Source organism: Bradyrhizobium sp. Crot121, from assembly GCF_059512385.1.
Genome location: NZ_JCAMOR010000122.1, coordinates 1 through 15036, shown reverse-complemented (window position 1 = coordinate 15036; position 15036 = coordinate 1). Strand labels below are relative to the sequence as shown.

The 15036-nt window shown below is 63.9% G+C and carries 13 protein-coding genes; 8 read left to right on the top strand and 5 right to left on the bottom strand.

Features of this window, described 5'->3' with window-relative positions:
* Positions 1 to 306 precede the first annotated feature (306 nt).
* The 3 genes from AC5ZGW_RS42980 to AC5ZGW_RS42970 form a co-directional block, all read right to left on the bottom strand.
* Positions 307 to 819, bottom strand: a complete 513-nt coding sequence (locus tag AC5ZGW_RS42980) for a hypothetical protein (RefSeq protein ID WP_245475063.1) — start codon at positions 817 to 819, stop codon at positions 307 to 309.
* Positions 820 to 1042: 223 nt separating this feature from the next.
* A complete protein-coding gene (locus AC5ZGW_RS42975) occupies positions 1043 to 1495 on the bottom strand; it encodes a DNA polymerase III subunit chi (RefSeq protein WP_130229781.1) in 453 nt (150 codons plus the stop codon).
* Between the two features lie 6 nt (positions 1496 to 1501).
* Complete coding sequence (locus tag AC5ZGW_RS42970; RefSeq protein ID WP_130229782.1) at positions 1502 to 3004, bottom strand: leucyl aminopeptidase; 1503 nt, start codon at positions 3002 to 3004, stop codon at positions 1502 to 1504.
* Positions 3005 to 3358: 354 nt separating this feature from the next.
* On the opposite strand from AC5ZGW_RS42970, the gene lptF reads away from it, so the two are divergent.
* From lptF to AC5ZGW_RS42930, 8 genes are all read left to right on the top strand, one after another.
* Positions 3359 to 4525 (top strand): LPS export ABC transporter permease LptF, encoded by a 1167-nt coding sequence (lptF, locus tag AC5ZGW_RS42965; protein ID WP_028165902.1) that lies wholly within the window; start codon positions 3359 to 3361, stop codon positions 4523 to 4525.
* Positions 4522 to 5619 carry an LPS export ABC transporter permease LptG gene (gene lptG, locus AC5ZGW_RS42960; protein WP_130229783.1) on the top strand — a complete coding sequence of 366 codons (1098 nt, stop codon included), beginning with the start codon at positions 4522 to 4524 and terminating at the stop codon, positions 5617 to 5619. Before lptF ends, lptG begins: the two co-directional genes overlap by 4 nt.
* Before the next feature lie 98 nt (positions 5620 to 5717).
* Positions 5718 to 8111, top strand: coding sequence for an LPS-assembly protein LptD (locus AC5ZGW_RS42955; RefSeq protein ID WP_245475064.1), 2394 nt, complete (start codon positions 5718 to 5720; stop codon positions 8109 to 8111).
* Between the two features lie 68 nt (positions 8112 to 8179).
* Entirely contained in the window at positions 8180 to 9112 is a 933-nt protein-coding gene (locus AC5ZGW_RS42950; RefSeq protein ID WP_028165905.1) for a SurA N-terminal domain-containing protein, read from the top strand.
* A gap of 2 nt (positions 9113 to 9114) precedes the next feature.
* Entirely contained in the window at positions 9115 to 10119 is a 1005-nt protein-coding gene (pdxA, locus tag AC5ZGW_RS42945; protein ID WP_474419423.1) for a 4-hydroxythreonine-4-phosphate dehydrogenase PdxA, read from the top strand.
* Entirely contained in the window at positions 10116 to 10982 is an 867-nt protein-coding gene (rsmA, locus tag AC5ZGW_RS42940; RefSeq protein WP_130229785.1) for a 16S rRNA (adenine(1518)-N(6)/adenine(1519)-N(6))-dimethyltransferase RsmA, read from the top strand. Before pdxA ends, rsmA begins: the two co-directional genes overlap by 4 nt.
* A gap of 12 nt (positions 10983 to 10994) precedes the next feature.
* Positions 10995 to 12053, top strand: a complete 1059-nt coding sequence (locus AC5ZGW_RS42935) for an alcohol dehydrogenase (RefSeq protein ID WP_130229786.1) — start codon at positions 10995 to 10997, stop codon at positions 12051 to 12053.
* 307 nt (positions 12054 to 12360) lie between these two features.
* On the top strand, positions 12361 to 13293 hold the full coding sequence (locus AC5ZGW_RS42930) for a hypothetical protein (RefSeq protein WP_130229787.1): 933 nt from the start codon (positions 12361 to 12363) through the stop codon (positions 13291 to 13293).
* Positions 13294 to 13303: 10 nt separating this feature from the next.
* Here AC5ZGW_RS42930 and gmk read toward each other — a convergent pair whose 3' ends face one another.
* Positions 13304 to 13969: a guanylate kinase gene (gene gmk / locus AC5ZGW_RS42925; RefSeq protein WP_130229788.1), complete on the bottom strand. Its 666-nt coding sequence runs from the start codon at positions 13967 to 13969 to the stop codon at positions 13304 to 13306.
* A gap of 5 nt (positions 13970 to 13974) precedes the next feature.
* Positions 13975 to 14862 (bottom strand): YicC/YloC family endoribonuclease, encoded by an 888-nt coding sequence (locus AC5ZGW_RS42920; protein WP_130229789.1) that lies wholly within the window; start codon positions 14860 to 14862, stop codon positions 13975 to 13977.
* Positions 14863 to 15036 lie beyond the last annotated feature (174 nt).

Sequence of the window (15036 nt, the reverse complement as noted above, 5' to 3'; positions counted from 1 at the left end):
TGTGGTCCTACCCCCGTGCTTTTTGTTGCACGGGACCCATGGGTGCGACCGGCACCCGGCTTTCCCTGCGCCCTCTGTCTTCGAGGAGGGCGGAAAGTGATGCAAAGCTCGGGCGTGATACGCCGCGAGAGTGCGGACGCACATCCCTACTGCTGTTTGAAGCCGACGTAGGCTCCGCTGTTTGAAAATTGAATCAGAAGTCTGCAGCGACCCTGTCGGGTGGGCGTGCCCACTATCACGAGCAGAGCGTCAGATGGTGGGCACAGCGCTAGCGCGCTTTTGCCCACTATTGAAATTCGCCGACCTTTACGTCGCAGCGTGCTTCTTCGCCTTCGGCTTGCCGGCCTTCGGCGGCGGCGCGGGCACGTCAATGCGCTCGATCGACGACAGGCGGCCGGAGGTGAACGTGTAGATGCCGGCGCGCGGCCCGTGCGTATACGTGACGACGGCGACACGATCGCCGCGTTCATTCTTGGAGAGACCGACATTGTCGGGCGCGCCGATGCCGCGGACCACATCGCACTCAGTGTGTCCCAGCGCGACTGTCCCGGTACTCTGCGGCGGTGGTGCGCCGCCAGCGCCGTCGGCGAGCGCATTGGCATTCGCAGGCCCCGCCGGCGCCATCCCGGGGCATCCGCCCTCGGCGCTGACCATGTCCTCGGCGGTGACCGGCTTGGTCGGCGACAGCGGTGGCGTCTCGATCGAAATGTTGCGGATGAACAGCCGGCCAGGCCGCGAGAACCATTCGGCATCCCTTGAGAAAATATCCGAGCCGCCCGAACAGCCGGAGATGACCGGCGCAAGCAGCAGCAGGGCCAACAGAGGTTTCCGAATAAGTGTTCCGTCTCGCACGATCGATTGGGCTCCCGTCTCTACCCTCTTGTCCCGCCGCGCTTTTTTGCGCGGAGCGATACCCCAAGCCTTACGCGCGGCGCGCGCCTTTGCCCTAAAATCTTTGTCCGACCATCCCTTTGCGGCATGACCGTGGCTTCCCGCCGACTCCGGGACACAAAGTGCAAATTATCATTAATTCCGCAACCTTCTATTGCCGGCGCTGCCAGCGGCCGCGGTCGTCGGCCTGCCAGTAGGTCACCTCGAATCCGTTCGCCTTGCAGGCGGTCCAGTTCGCGCGCGCCGCCGCAACGGCGTCAGCGTCGTCGCCGTTGAACACCAGCACCAGCCGCTCATAGCTGCCGCTGTCTTCGGGCATCGCCGCATTGTCGACCAGGAAGCGCACGTTGGCGCGGTTCGGATTACCGTCGTCGATCGAAAGGATGATCGGCTGATCCGATGCGTCGGCGACACGCCAGGTGGCATGCGGCAGGAAGGAATCGTCGCTGTAGGTCCATAAATGCGCATCGAGCGCCTCGGCGCGCTCCAGCGACGTCGATTGCACCACCACGCGCCAGCCGCGCTCGAGCGATTTCTCGAGCAGCGGCGGCAGCACGCTCTCCAGCGACATGCCTTGCAGATGATAGAACAGGACCTCGGTCATCCCTGCTTATTTCTTCGCCTCGTAATAGTCCGCGACCAGGCGGTCCAGCAGGCGAACGCCGTAGCCCGAGCCCCAGCTCTGGTTGATGTCGGTCTTCGGCGCGCCCATCGCGGTTCCCGCGATGTCGAGATGCGCCCACGGTGTGCCGTCGACGAAGCGTTGCAGGAACTGCGCCGCGGTGATCGAGCCGCCGTGGCGGCCGCCGGTGTTCTTCATGTCGGCGAACTGCGAATCGATCAGCTTGTCGTATTCGGAGCCGAGCGGCATCCGCCACACCCGCTCGCCGGTCTCCTGCCCGACCTTGATGAGCCGATCGGCCAATTCGTCATTATTGGAGAACAGGCCGGCATGCTCGGTGCCGAGCGCGACCATGATCGCTCCGGTCAGTGTCGCGAGATCGACCATGAACTTCGGCTTGAATTTCTTCGCCACGTACCAGAGCACGTCGGCCAGCACGAGCCGGCCTTCGGCGTCGGTGTTGATGATCTCGATGGTCTGGCCCGACATCGACTTGACGATATCGCCGGGACGCTGGGCGTTGCCGTCGGGCATGTTCTCGACCAGGCCGATGGCGCCGACCGCGTTGACCTTGGCTTTGCGCGCGGCCAGCGCGTGCATCAGCCCGACCACGCAGGCCGCGCCGCCCATGTCGCCCTTCATGTCCTCCATGCTTCCGGCCGGCTTGATCGAGATACCGCCGGTATCGAAGCAGACGCCCTTGCCGACGAATGCCACCGGCTGCTCGCTCTTCTTGCCGCCGTTCCAGCGCATGATCACCACGCGGCCGGGCCGCGCCGAGCCCTGCGCAACGCCGAGCAGCGCGCCCATGCCGAGCTTGGTCATTGCCTTGACGTCGAGCACCTCGACGTCGACGCCGATCTTGCGGAGCTGGCTGGCGCGGCGTGCGAACTCCTCGGGATAGAGCACGTTCGGCGGCTCGTTCACGAGGTCACGCGCGATGACGACGCCTTCGACAATGGAGGCGTCAGGCGCAAATGCCTTCCTGGCGGCGGCGACATCGTCGACCGCGATCGAGACATCGGCGCGCACCTGTTCGTTCTCGCCGTCCTTCTTCTTGGTCTTGTAACGATCGAATTTATAGGCCCGGAGCCGGATACCGGAGGCGATGGCGGCAGCCTGCTCCGCCTTCATCGCGCCTTCGGCCAACTCGGCGATCACGGTGACGGTATCTGTCGCCGCGTTCAGCTTACCGGCAGCGACGCCACCGAATTTGAGAAAATCCCTCTCCTTGAGCGCCGACGCCTTGCCGGTTCCGACAACGATCAGGCGTTCGACCTTGATTCCCTCCGGCGCCAGGATATCGAGAATCGCGCCGCTCTTGCCCTTGAACTGGTTGGCCGCGGCTGCCCGCTTGACCGTCTCCGCCGCCTTCCCAAGCGCCTTGTCGGTCGCCGCGCCGAACTTCAGGGCCTCATCGCAAAACACCACCATCAGGCCCCGGACGGGCGCGGAAAACGGGACAAAGCCGACCTTTACGGCGTCGGACATCGGTAAACTCCTCCAGAATCAGGGCTGTCGCAGGCGGGAACCGGCTTGCGTGGGTAGTAAGTGGAATGTTGGTTCGCGGCCGTCCAGATCGGTCAGCCCCGGGGGTTTATCAACACTATGGCCTGCCGGCCGCCGCACTGCCAAGCGCGGCGTGGCTGGAACGTCACAAAGAGGAATAATTAACCATATGGAAGAAGCGCCTTGGCTCAGCCATTTTGTTGACGGATCAAAGGGATGGTAATGAGAGGATGACGGCTGGACGGATAAGCGGCACGGCCAAAGGGGAGCCCTTCGAAGGGATTGGTCGGGAAGCCGTGCGTTTTGGCGTGCCAAGTGAGATCTTGCGGTAACGGGATGGGGTCGATTGACAGGTATATTTTCCGCACGACGCTCGCGTCGTTTGCGGTAGTCCTGATCAGCCTCACCGGCGTGATCTGGATTACCCAGGCGTTGCGCGGCATCGACCTGATGACCAGCCAGGGTCAGACCATCATCACCTTCCTCGGCATCACTGGCTTGGTGATTCCGGCACTCGTCCTGATCATCGCGCCGATCGCGCTGATGATCGCGGTCTCGCACACGCTGAACAAGCTCGCGACCGATTCCGAGATCATCGTGATGAACGCGGCGGGCTTTTCTCCATTCCGCCTGTTCCGTCCCTTCTTCTATGCCACCTGCGTGGTCGCCGCGCTGGTCGCCTTCATCGGCGCCTATCTCGCGCCCGACGGCATGCGGCGCATCAAGCAATGGGACGCCGAGATCACCGCCGACGTGCTCACCAATATCCTGCAGCCCGGCCGTTTCGCCCAGCTCGACCAGAACCTGACGATTCGGATTCGTGAACGCCTGCCGGGCGGCGTGCTCGGCGGCATCTTTGTCGACGATCGCCGCGATCCCAAGGAGCGCGTCACCATCATCGCCGACCATGGCACGGTGCTGAAGAACGAGAATGGTTCGTATCTGGTGCTGGAGGACGGCAACCTGCAGCGATTCGAAGCCGGCAAGCGCGACCCTGCCCTCGTCGCCTTCGGCCGCTACGCGTTCGACATGTCGAAATTCTCCAGCCAGCGCGACGTCACGCTGGGGATTCGCGAGCGATATCTGTGGGAATTGATCTGGCCCGCGGCTGATGATCCGACCTTTGATCAACTGTCCGGCCAGTTCCGCGCCGAATTGCACGACCGCTTCATGGCGCCGATCTATCCGTTCGCATTTGCCGCACTCACATTCGCCTTCCTGGGCGCGCCGCGCACGACGCGCCAGAGTCGCAATTTCTCGATCGGCGGTTCGGTTCTCGCGGTGCTTGGCCTGCGCATGGCTGGATTCGCCTGCTCGGTGATGGCGGTGAAATCGTCGCTTGCCGTCGGCGCACAGTACCTGATGCTGCTCGGCGGCATCGGCGTCGGGCTCTGGATGATCATCGGCGGCGTGGTGGTGGAGCCGCCCCCCGGATTGATCGAAGCCATCAACAGGTCCAATGCGCGGATCGCGCGCCTGTTCGGAAGGCCGGCCACCGCATGAGCATGGTCACCAACACGCTCGGGCGCTATTTCGCCGGCCGCTTCGTGATCTCGGCCGTCGGCGTGTTTGTCGGCATCTTCGTGCTGCTCGTCCTGGTCGACTACATCGAGATGGTGCGCAAGACCTCCGGGCTGGTCACGGCCTCCGCGATCACGGTCGCCGAGACCTCGCTGTTCCGCGTCCCGCAGCTACTCGAGAAGCTGATGCCGTTCTGCGTGCTGATCGGGGCCATGACCTGCTACCTCGCGCTGTCGCGCCGGCTCGAGCTCGTGGTCGCGCGCGCCGCCGGCGTTTCGGCCTGGCAGTTCATCTCGCCTGCGCTGGCGAGCGCGATCGTGCTGGGGATCGGGGCGACCACCGCTTACAATCCGATGTCGGCAAACCTGCGCGAGCTCTCCAAGCAGATGGAAGCTGAGCTGTTCGGCTCGGCGCCAGGCGGCGGCATCCAGGACGCCTCCGGCTTCTGGCTCAACCAGGTCAACAGCGAGGGCCAGTCGATCATCAACGCCGCCCGCAGCGAGCAGCAGGGCGTGCGCCTGACCGGGCTGACCGTATTCCGCTTCGACACCAGCCTGCAGTTCAAGGAGCGAATCGAAGCCCGCGAAGCCTCCCTCGACGAGGGCCGCTGGGTGTTCCAAGGAGTACGTCGATACTCCCTCGACAAGCCCCCGATCGATCAGGACAGCTTCTACCTGGCCACGACGCTGACCCCGGCCCAGGTCCGCAACAGCTTTTCCACCCCGGAAACTGTGTCGTTTTGGCAACTACCGAACTACATCCGCTCGTCGGAGAGCTCGGGCTTTGCAACCGCGGGCTACCGGCTGCAGTACCACAAGCTCATTGCACAGCCGTTTTTGCTGGCTGCGATGGTGCTTTTGGCCGCTTCGGTCAGCTTGCGCTTCTTCCGGTTCGGCGGCGTGCAAAAGATGGTTTTGAGTGGCGTGGGTGCGGGCTTTCTGCTCTACGTGCTTTCGAAAGTAACTGAAGATTTGAGCAAGGCTGAGTTGATGCATCCCATCGCTGCGGCGTGGTTGCCCGTGTGCGTGGGCGGCCTCACCGGTTTCTTGGCCTTGCTATATCAGGAGGACGGGTAGTGGCCGTTGTCGCCGCCCGCCAGTTGGAGTCGCCTGCGTTCAGGCGGCGCAGTACCGTGCGCCGTCAGCGGACTCGCTTGGCCGGCTTCCTACTAACCTTGACCGTTGGATTCATCCTTACGGGGACGATCGGCGTTGACCTGACGACGCCCGCCGCCGCGCAGAGCTTCACCTACAATCCGCGGCCGCCGAAACCGACTCCGGCCCCGCCCCGGAATGACGGGCAGATGCTCGTGCAGGCGACCGAAGTCGATTACGACTACAACAATCAGCGCGTCTCCGCGGTCGGCAACGTGCAGATGTTCTACAACGGCACCAGCGTCGAGGCCGACAAGGTCATCTACGACCAGAAGACCAAGCGCCTCCATGCCGAGGGCAACATCCGCTTCACGGATGCCCAGGGCAAGATCACCTACGCCAACATCATGGATCTCAGCGACGACTACCGGGATGGTTTCGTCGATTCGCTGCGCGTCGACACCGAGGATCAGACGCGCATGGCGGCGACCCGTGCCGACCGGTCCGCTGGCAACTACACGGTGTTCGAGAACGGCGTCTATACGGCCTGCGCGCCGTGTAAGGACGACCCGAAGAAGCCGCCGCTATGGCAGGTCAAAGGCGCCCGCATCATCCATAACCAGACCGAGAAGATGCTCTATTTCGAGAACGCCCAGCTCGAGTTCTTCGGCGTTCCGATGGCGTACATGCCCTATTTCTCGACGCCCGACCCGACCGTGAAGCGCAAGAGCGGCTTCCTGATGCCGAATCCCAGCCAGGCATCGACCTATGGCTACGCCGTCGAGATCCCCTATTATTTCGCGCTCGCCCCAGACTATGACGCGACGTTCAACCCGCGCTTTACGACGCGCCAGGGCGTCCTGCTCCAGGGTGAATTCCGCCAGCGCCTGCTGGACGGCTCCTACTCGATCCGCGCCTATGGCATCGACCAGCTCGACCGCGGCGCCTTCGCCGGCCAGCCGGGCGACCGCCAGTTCCGCGGCGGCATCGATACCCACGGCCAGTTCGCGATCAACGACAAGTGGGTCTGGGGCTGGGACGGCGTGCTCCTGTCCGACTACTACTTCTTCCAGGACTATCGGCTTGCCCAGTACCGGGACCCATTTGCGGCGTTCCTGAGCCTGCCGACAGAAGCGATCTCGCAGCTCTACTTGACCGGCGTCGGCAATCGCAGCTTCTTCGATGCGCGCACGATCTATTACCTGAGCTACTCCGGCAACCAGAGCCAGGTGCCGGTGGTCCATCCGGTGATCGACTATAACAATGTGATCAACAGCCCGATCTTCGGCGGCGAGTTCAGCTACAAGGTGAACTTCACCAGCCTGACGCGGGACCAGGCGGTCTTCGACCCGATCACGACGCTCGCCAACACCGCTGGCCTGTGCACCACGGCATCCGCCGATCCCCTGGCCCGGATGCCGTCGCAATGCCTGTTGCGCGGCTTCCCCGGCACCTACACGCGCCTGACGGCCGAAGCTCAATGGCGGCGATCATACACCGACCCGTTCGGCCAGATATGGACGCCGTTCGCGATCGTTCGCGCCGACGCGATCGATTCTTCAGTCTCGAATCAGCCCGGTGTTTCGAACTTCCTTCCCGTCGGCGAGACGCAGGCGCTGCGCCTGATGCCGACCGTCGGCCTCGAATATCGCTACCCGTTCGTCAATGTGCAGCCGTGGGGCACCACCACGCTCGAGCCGATCGCGCAGGTCATCATCCGCCCGAACGAGACCTATGCCGGCAAGCTGCCTAACGAGGACGCACAGAGCCTCGTGTTCGACACCAGCAACCTGTTCTCGGTCGACAAGTTCTCCGGCTATGACCGTGTCGAGGGCGGCGGCCGTGCCAACGTCGGCGTGCAGGCGACCACCCAGTTCGATCGGGGCGGTGCCGTGAAGGTGCTGTTCGGACAGTCCTACCAGTTGTTCGGCCTGAACTCGTTCGCGGTCGCCGATGCGACCAATACCGGCCTCGATTCGGGCCTGCAGCATGCCGCATCCGACTATGTCGGCAGCGTCAGCTATTCGCCCAACCGGACCTACACGTTCAGCGTCCGATCGCGAATGGACGAGGCTACCTGGAACATCAACCGCTTCGAGGCCGAGGGACGCGCAAACTTCGACCGTTGGTCGGTCAGCCTGCTCTACGGCAACTACGCGGCCCAACCGGAACTCGGCTATCTCACCCGTCGCGAAGGCATCCTGACCACCGCCTCGGTCAAGGTCGCCTCGAACTGGGTAGTATCCGGCTCTGCGCGTTGGGACCTTGAAGCGAACAAGATCAATCAGTACGTCGTCGGCGCTGGGTATGTGGACGACTGCTTCGTGCTGGCAGCGAACTATGTCACGTCATACACCTACTCCACCCCCTCGACGCCGCCAGTCCTCAGCCACTCGTTCATGTTCCAAATCGGGCTGCGGACGATCGCGACCACGACGACGACGGCGGGCGGCGCGAACGGCGGCTTTCAGTAGAGCGTGATCCGCACCGCCGAAATTCGGTGCGGATAGGTTGATATGGCTGATATGACCACATCGCTGAGATGACCATGACGACGTTACCCCTTCGCCTTTCGACCCTGGCTCCCGCGATCGCGCTCGCGCTGATGCTCTGCGGCACTTCGCCGCTGAAAGCGCAGACCGTGGCCGTCATGGTCAACGGCGAGCCGATCACCAACTACGACATCGAGCAGCGCACCAAGCTGAACTTCCTGACCACCCACAAGCAGCAGAACCGGCAGGAAGTGATCGAGGAACTGATCGACGAAAAGGTGAAGATCAAGGAAGCCAAGAAATTCGGCGTCGACCCCTCCTCCTCCGACATCGAGCAATCCTATTCCGCAATGAGCGCGCGGATGCGGATCTCGCCGGAGCAACTGACGAAGTCGCTGGAGAGCCAGGGCATTCGCGCCGACACGCTCAAGTCCCGCATCAGGGCCGACATGGTTTGGACCAGCCTCGTGCGTGGCCGCTACAAGGAAAGCCTCCAGGTCGGCGAGAAGGATGTCGCGGCCGCCGCGCAGGAAGGCGGCGAAAAGACCGAGATCGAAGCTTTCGAATACAAGATGCAGCCGATCGTGCTGATCGTGCCGCGCGGCTCCACGCCGGCATTGGTCGAAGCGCGCAAGAAGGAAGCTGAGGGGCTGCGCGAGCGCATCACGAGCTGCGACGAAGCCAATTCCTATTTCAAGACCATACCCAACGCGGCGATCCGCGACACCGTGACCAAGACCACGGCCGACATCCCGCCGAGCATTCGCGAGGTGCTCGACAAGACGCCGATCGGCCATCTGACCCCGCCGGAGATCACCAAGCAGGGCGTGGAGATGGTCGTGCTGTGCGGCCGCAAGACGACGATGATCGACTCGCCGAAGAAGAGGGAAATCCGCGAGAAGATGTACGCCCAGAAATATGAGGCGAAATCGAAATCCTATCTGCAGGAAGTCCGCAAAGCGGCCATGATCGAATATCGCTGATGATGTCGAAGCCCCTTGCGCTGACATCCGGCGAACCCGCAGGTATCGGCCCGGACATTGCGCTTGCCGCGTGGTTGCGGCGTGATGAACTGAAGCTTCCGCCGTTTTACCTGCTCGGCGACCGCGAGTTCCTCGCTGAGCGCGCGCACCGTCTTGGCCTTGCGGTCGAGCTCGCCGATGCTTCCCCCGAAGAGGCGCTCGGCACGTTCGCGAGAGCCTTGCCCGTCGTTCCGGCCGGCAAGCCGGCGACGGCGCGGCCCGGCACGCCGGATGCGACCAGTGCGGATGCAGCGCTATCCTCGATCCGGCGCGCGGTCGCTGACGTCATGGCCGGCAAGGCCGCCGCTGTCGTCACCAACCCGATCGCCAAGAACGTGCTCTATCGCGCCGGCTTCGGTCACCCCGGCCATACCGAATTCCTGGCCGAACTCGCGGCCAAGAACGGGGTCGCGCCGCAGCCCGTAATGATGCTGTGGTCGCCCGAACTCGCCGTGGTGCCCGTGACGATCCACCTTTCGCTGCGCGAAGCGCTTGCACTGCTCACGACTGACTTGATCGTCTCGACGGCCCGCATCGTGGTGGCCGACATGAAGGCGCGCTTCGGGCTTGCCCGCCCGCGCCTGGCAATTTCGGGTCTCAATCCGCACGCCGGCGAAGACGGTACGCTCGGCAGCGAAGATATCGAGATCGTGGCGCCGGCTGTCGAGATCCTGCGCGCCGAAGGTGTCGACGTCCGCGGACCGCTGCCGGCGGACACGCTGTTCCACAAGGCGGCGCGCGCCACCTATGACTGCGCAATCTGCATGTATCACGATCAGGCGCTGATCCCGATCAAGACCATCGCGTTCGATGACGCGGTCAATGTCACGCTGGGCCTGCCGTTCGTCCGGACGTCGCCGGATCACGGCACGGCGTTCGACATCGCCGGCACCGGCCGCGCCAATCCGTCGAGCCTGATCGCGGCGCTGCGCCTGGCCGCAAGGATGGCCGCGACGAAGCCTGAATGAGCGCGCTCGACGATCTGCCGCCGCTGCGCGACATCATTCGCGAACACTCCTTGTCGGCGCGCAAGTCGCTGGGCCAGAATTTTCTGCTCGATCTCAACCTCACCGCGCGGATCGCGCGCGCCGCGGGTCCGCTCGAGGACTCGACCGTGATCGAGGTCGGTCCCGGCCCAGGCGGATTGACCCGGGCGCTGCTCGCGCTCGGCGCAAAACGCGTGATTGCCATCGAGCGCGACGAGCGGGCGCTGGCTGCGCTCGACTACATCGTGAAGCGATACCCGGGACGGCTGGAGATCGTGCATGCCGACGCGCAGCATTTCGATCCCCGCCCCCTGCTCGATGGCGGCAAGGCAAAGATCGTTGCCAACCTGCCCTACAACATCGCGACCCAGCTTCTGGTCGATTGGCTGTCGATCGAACCCTGGCCGCCCTGGTACGACATGATGGTGCTGATGTTCCAGCGCGAGGTCGCCGAGCGGATCGTCGCGCAGGAAAACGGCGAGGCCTATGGCCGGCTTGCCGTGCTCGCCAACTGGCGCACTGAGACAAAGATCCTGTTCGACATTTCGCCGTCGGCCTTCGTGCCGCAGCCGAAGGTCACCTCGTCGCTGGTGCGATTGATACCACGCGCCGCACCCGAGCCTTGCGACCGACGCGCGCTGGAACAGGTGGCAGCCGCAGCCTTCGGTCAGCGCCGCAAGATGCTACGCCAGAGCCTGAAGTCACTTTCGGTCGATCCGGCTCGGCTCGCCGCCGCAGCACATGTCGATACCACCCGACGCGCCGAAACTATTCCCATCTCCGGCTTTGTTGCCATGGCTCGTGAATTGGCCAATATACGAAACACAACATCAAACATTGCCTAAGGAGCGAACGCCATGGCGCAAATGGTACGCCAGTCCCTCGTGAAATTTGATGCGCCGTTGTGCGAGACCATCGCCGAGACGCCGAAGCCGCAAGGACGCGAAGTCCTGGTCCGCATCGAGCGTTGCGGGCTCTGCCATTCCGACCTGCACATCCAGGATGGTTACGCCGATCTCGGCGGCGGCAAGAAGCTCGACACCACGCGCGGCATGACCCTGCCCTTCACGCTCGGCCACGAAATCGCAGGTGTCGTCGCGGAAGTCGGCCCCGATGTTCCGACTGACCTGATCGGCAAGAAGAAGGCTGTGTTTCCGTGGATCGGCTGTGGCCAGTGCCGCGACTGCCTGAACGGCGATGAGAACCTCTGCGTCAAGCAGCGTTTCCTGGGCGTGTCCATCGACGGCGGCTTCGCCAGCCATGTCCTGGTGCCCGATGCAAAGTACCTGCTCGACTACGATCCGCTGCCGGTCAATCAGGCGGCGACGCTGATGTGCTCGGGCGTCACGGCCTACGGCGCGCTGAAACGATTGGTGGATCGCCCACGGCAGCGCAACCTGCTGCTGATCGGCCTCGGCGGCGTCGGCATGATGGGACTTTCCTTCGCACAGGCGATGTTCAAGCAACCGATCTCGGTCGCCGATCTCAGCCCAGCCGCGCGCGAGACGGCGCTACAGAACGGCGCAGCGGTCGCCTACGACCCGGCCGAGCCGGACATTGTCAAGCGCATCCTGAAAGAGACTGAAGGCGGCTTTGACGAAGTGGTCGATTTCGCCGGCAACGAGAAGTCCATGGCGTTCGCAGTCTCCGCGCTGGCGCGCGGCGGCAAGATCGTGGTCTCCGGCCTGATGGGCGGCACTTTCAGCCTGCCGATGGTGCAATGGGTCTACAAGCGCATGACCATCGAGGGCTTCATGGTAGGGACGCTGGCCGAGGGTCAGGAATTGATGGCGCTGGCGCGTGCCGGCAAGATCAAGCCGACGCCGATGCAGGAAGAACCGATGGCCGACGTCCAGAAGTGGATCGACCAGTTGCGCGCCGGCAAGGTCGTCGGACGCATCGTTCTGAAGAATTAGATCACCGGGCGAGGACGGCAGCGTCGATCCGATCGGCGCAGCCAACGGCATCACCGTGATCAGCAGTGGCCGCATTTCAAACCATTCCGGCTCGGGAAGTTTTCGGCAGTCTTGTGGCTGCGTCGGCCGCTGGACTGCCTCCAAGCAATAGCTGCCGGGTGGCTTCCCCAGGCCCCGATCTGCCGCAATTGGGGCGGTCGGCAAGCCCAAATTAAGCCCCACCCGCTCCGGATTTGCGGCGCATTGCGACCCAACTTCCTACCGAGAGTTAGGGGTTAAGGGGTAGCCGGTGTTATCGGGGATGTAGATGTCAAAGCGTACCGCCCAATTTATTTCAGCACTTGTTGCTACGATGCTGGCGGGTGCCAGCCTCACCGCCGGAGCAGAAAACAGTACCGAGAGTGCCGACAGCGCCAAGACTGCCGACAGTTGCCTGTCGGCTCCACAGGGGGCTGCGCCTGCAGGAAGCCATTGGTATTATCGCCTTGAGCGCTCCACCAAGCGCAAGTGCTGGTATGTCCGCGAAGGGAGCAGCAAGGCGGCGAAGGCCGCGCCTGTACAGCAGGAATCCCCGCCGCCGGCCGAAGCCGCCAACCCGCCCCAGCCGGCGGCCAGCATCAGCCCGTCGGTCGCAGATGCGCGCGCTGAGCTGACCCCACCCCAGGCGGACGCCAAACAGAAGCTCGCCTCCGCCCTCGACAACGCGCCGCCTTCCGTCGGGGCACCCGCCTCCGGCTCGCTGGTTTCGGCACGCTGGCTTGACCAATCGAGCATGGCCGCATCCGGTGGCACCAAGGTCGCCGCCGCCGATAGCGGCGCGAGCCCACAGGAAGAGCCGGCGGTGGCGCCGCAATCCGCGCCGCCGCCGGCGCCCGCGGCAACGACGCATTCGACCGTTGAGAAGCAATCAACCTCGACGCTGTTGTTCATCATGGCAGGCACACTTGCGCTCGCCGGCCTGGTCGGCGGCCTCATCTTCCGGCTCAACCGCACGGGCACGCCACCCTACGAGGTCGATAATGAGTGGCGCGCGCCCTGGGACCGCGATCACGCCGAGCGCGCCCCTCAACTGGCCGCCGAGCACAAGGAGATCCCGCCACGTCCGGTCGAATCGCCGCGAGCGCCTCGCATCGAAGCGGAGCAGCGGGGCCCCGGGCCTGCGCCTGAACCCTCGTTTGAAGATACGCAGCGGGAGATCAAGGAAATGCTCGCGCGTCTGGCGAAAAGCGCGACCGCCTGAGCGGAGCGGATCACTTCTCGAGCTGGCGCTGCAGGTTGCGCACGAACTCGGTCAGGCCGGTGCGGCGCTCGCGCTTCAGCCGCTCCGCCTTCAGGATCGACTGCACTTCGGCGAAGGCGTGATCGACGCTCTGGTTGATGACGATGTAGTCGTACTCGGCCCAATGGCTGAGTTCGTGGGTGGCGCGATTCATCCGCCCGCGGATCACTTCCGCGGAATCCTGCGCACGGGTGTGCAGGCGCTTCTCGAGATCGGCCGCCGACGGCGGCAGGATGAAGACGCTGACCACGTCGGCGCGCGCCTTCTCGCGCAGTTGCTGGGTGCCCTGCCAGTCGATGTCGAACAGCACGTCCTGTCCGGCCGACAGCGCGGCTTCGACCGGCCGGCGCGGCGTGCCGTAGCGGTTGTCGAACACGGTCGCCCATTCGAGCAACTCGCCCTGAGCGACCATCTTCTCGAATTTCGTCTTGTCGACAAAGAAATAGTCGCGGCCGTCGACCTCGCCCGGCCGCATCGGCCGCGTCGTCGCCGACACCGACATTTTCAGGCCGGGCATCCGCTCGATCAACAGCCGCGACAGCGTCGTCTTGCCGGCGCCTGACGGCGACGACAGCACGAACATCAGCCCGCGCCGCTCGACCCCGTCAAAGCCGTGGGCCTCTCCTTGGGCCACCATTGTCCTCACTCCAGATTCTGAACCTGCTCGCGGAACTGCTCGACCACGTTCTTCATCTCGAGCCCGGTATTGGTGAGCTCGATATCGTTCGATTTCGAGCAGCAGGTATTGACCTCGCGATTGAATTCCTGTGCCAGGAAATCCAGCCGGCGTCCGATCGCTCCGCCCTTGCCGATCATCTCACGCGCCTGCGCGACGTGGGACGCGATGCGGTCGAGTTCCTCGCGGATATCGGCCTTGGTCGCGATCAGGATCGCCTCCTGGTTCAGCCGATCCGCATCGAAACGGTCGGAGGTCTCCAGCAGCGCCGCAACCTGTTCGGCAAGTCGCGCGCGGATCGCCTCCGGCTTGCGGCCCGGTGCCGCTTCCGCCTTCCTGGCGAGCTGTTCGATCTCGTCCATCCGCTGGATCAGCACTTGCCCGAGCGCCGTACCCTCGCGGCGGCGCATCTCGACGAGATGGGCCAGCGCCTGCTCGAAGGCCAGCGCGGCGGCCTCTCTCGCCGCCTTGTCCTCGGCCTCGTCGCTTTCAGGCTCGACCACCTCGATCACGCCCTTGATGCCGAGCAATCCGTCAATGCTCGGCGCCACCGCGTCGATCTTCTGCGCCAGTTCGCCCGCGACCTTCACGATCGAGGCCAGGACGTCTTCGTTGATGCGCACCGCCGACACGGCGTTGGCGCGCTTGACATTGAGATTGGCATAGACGGTTCCGCGCGACAGCACTTCGCTCGCGCGCTTCTTCACCACGGCCTCAAGCTCGTCCCAGCCTGGCGGCAGCCGCAGCCGCAAATCAAAGCCCTTGGCATTGACCGACTTCAGTTCCCACTCGAAGGTATAGGGGCCGCTCGCGCCATGGCTTCGGGCAAAACCGGTCATGCTCGATAGGGCCATCGCATAAAACTTTCTGACAAGAGATGTGAGACTCGCTGGAACGCGTGCGACCTTAAGCCGATTTAGCCGAAAGTGGAATTACGTTCGCCGCGACGGGCTAGGCTGTGTGGACTCTTGGGATTCTCAAATCAGACGGAACGTGATTCAAGGCTTTCTTTTAGGAGGAAGCCTTGG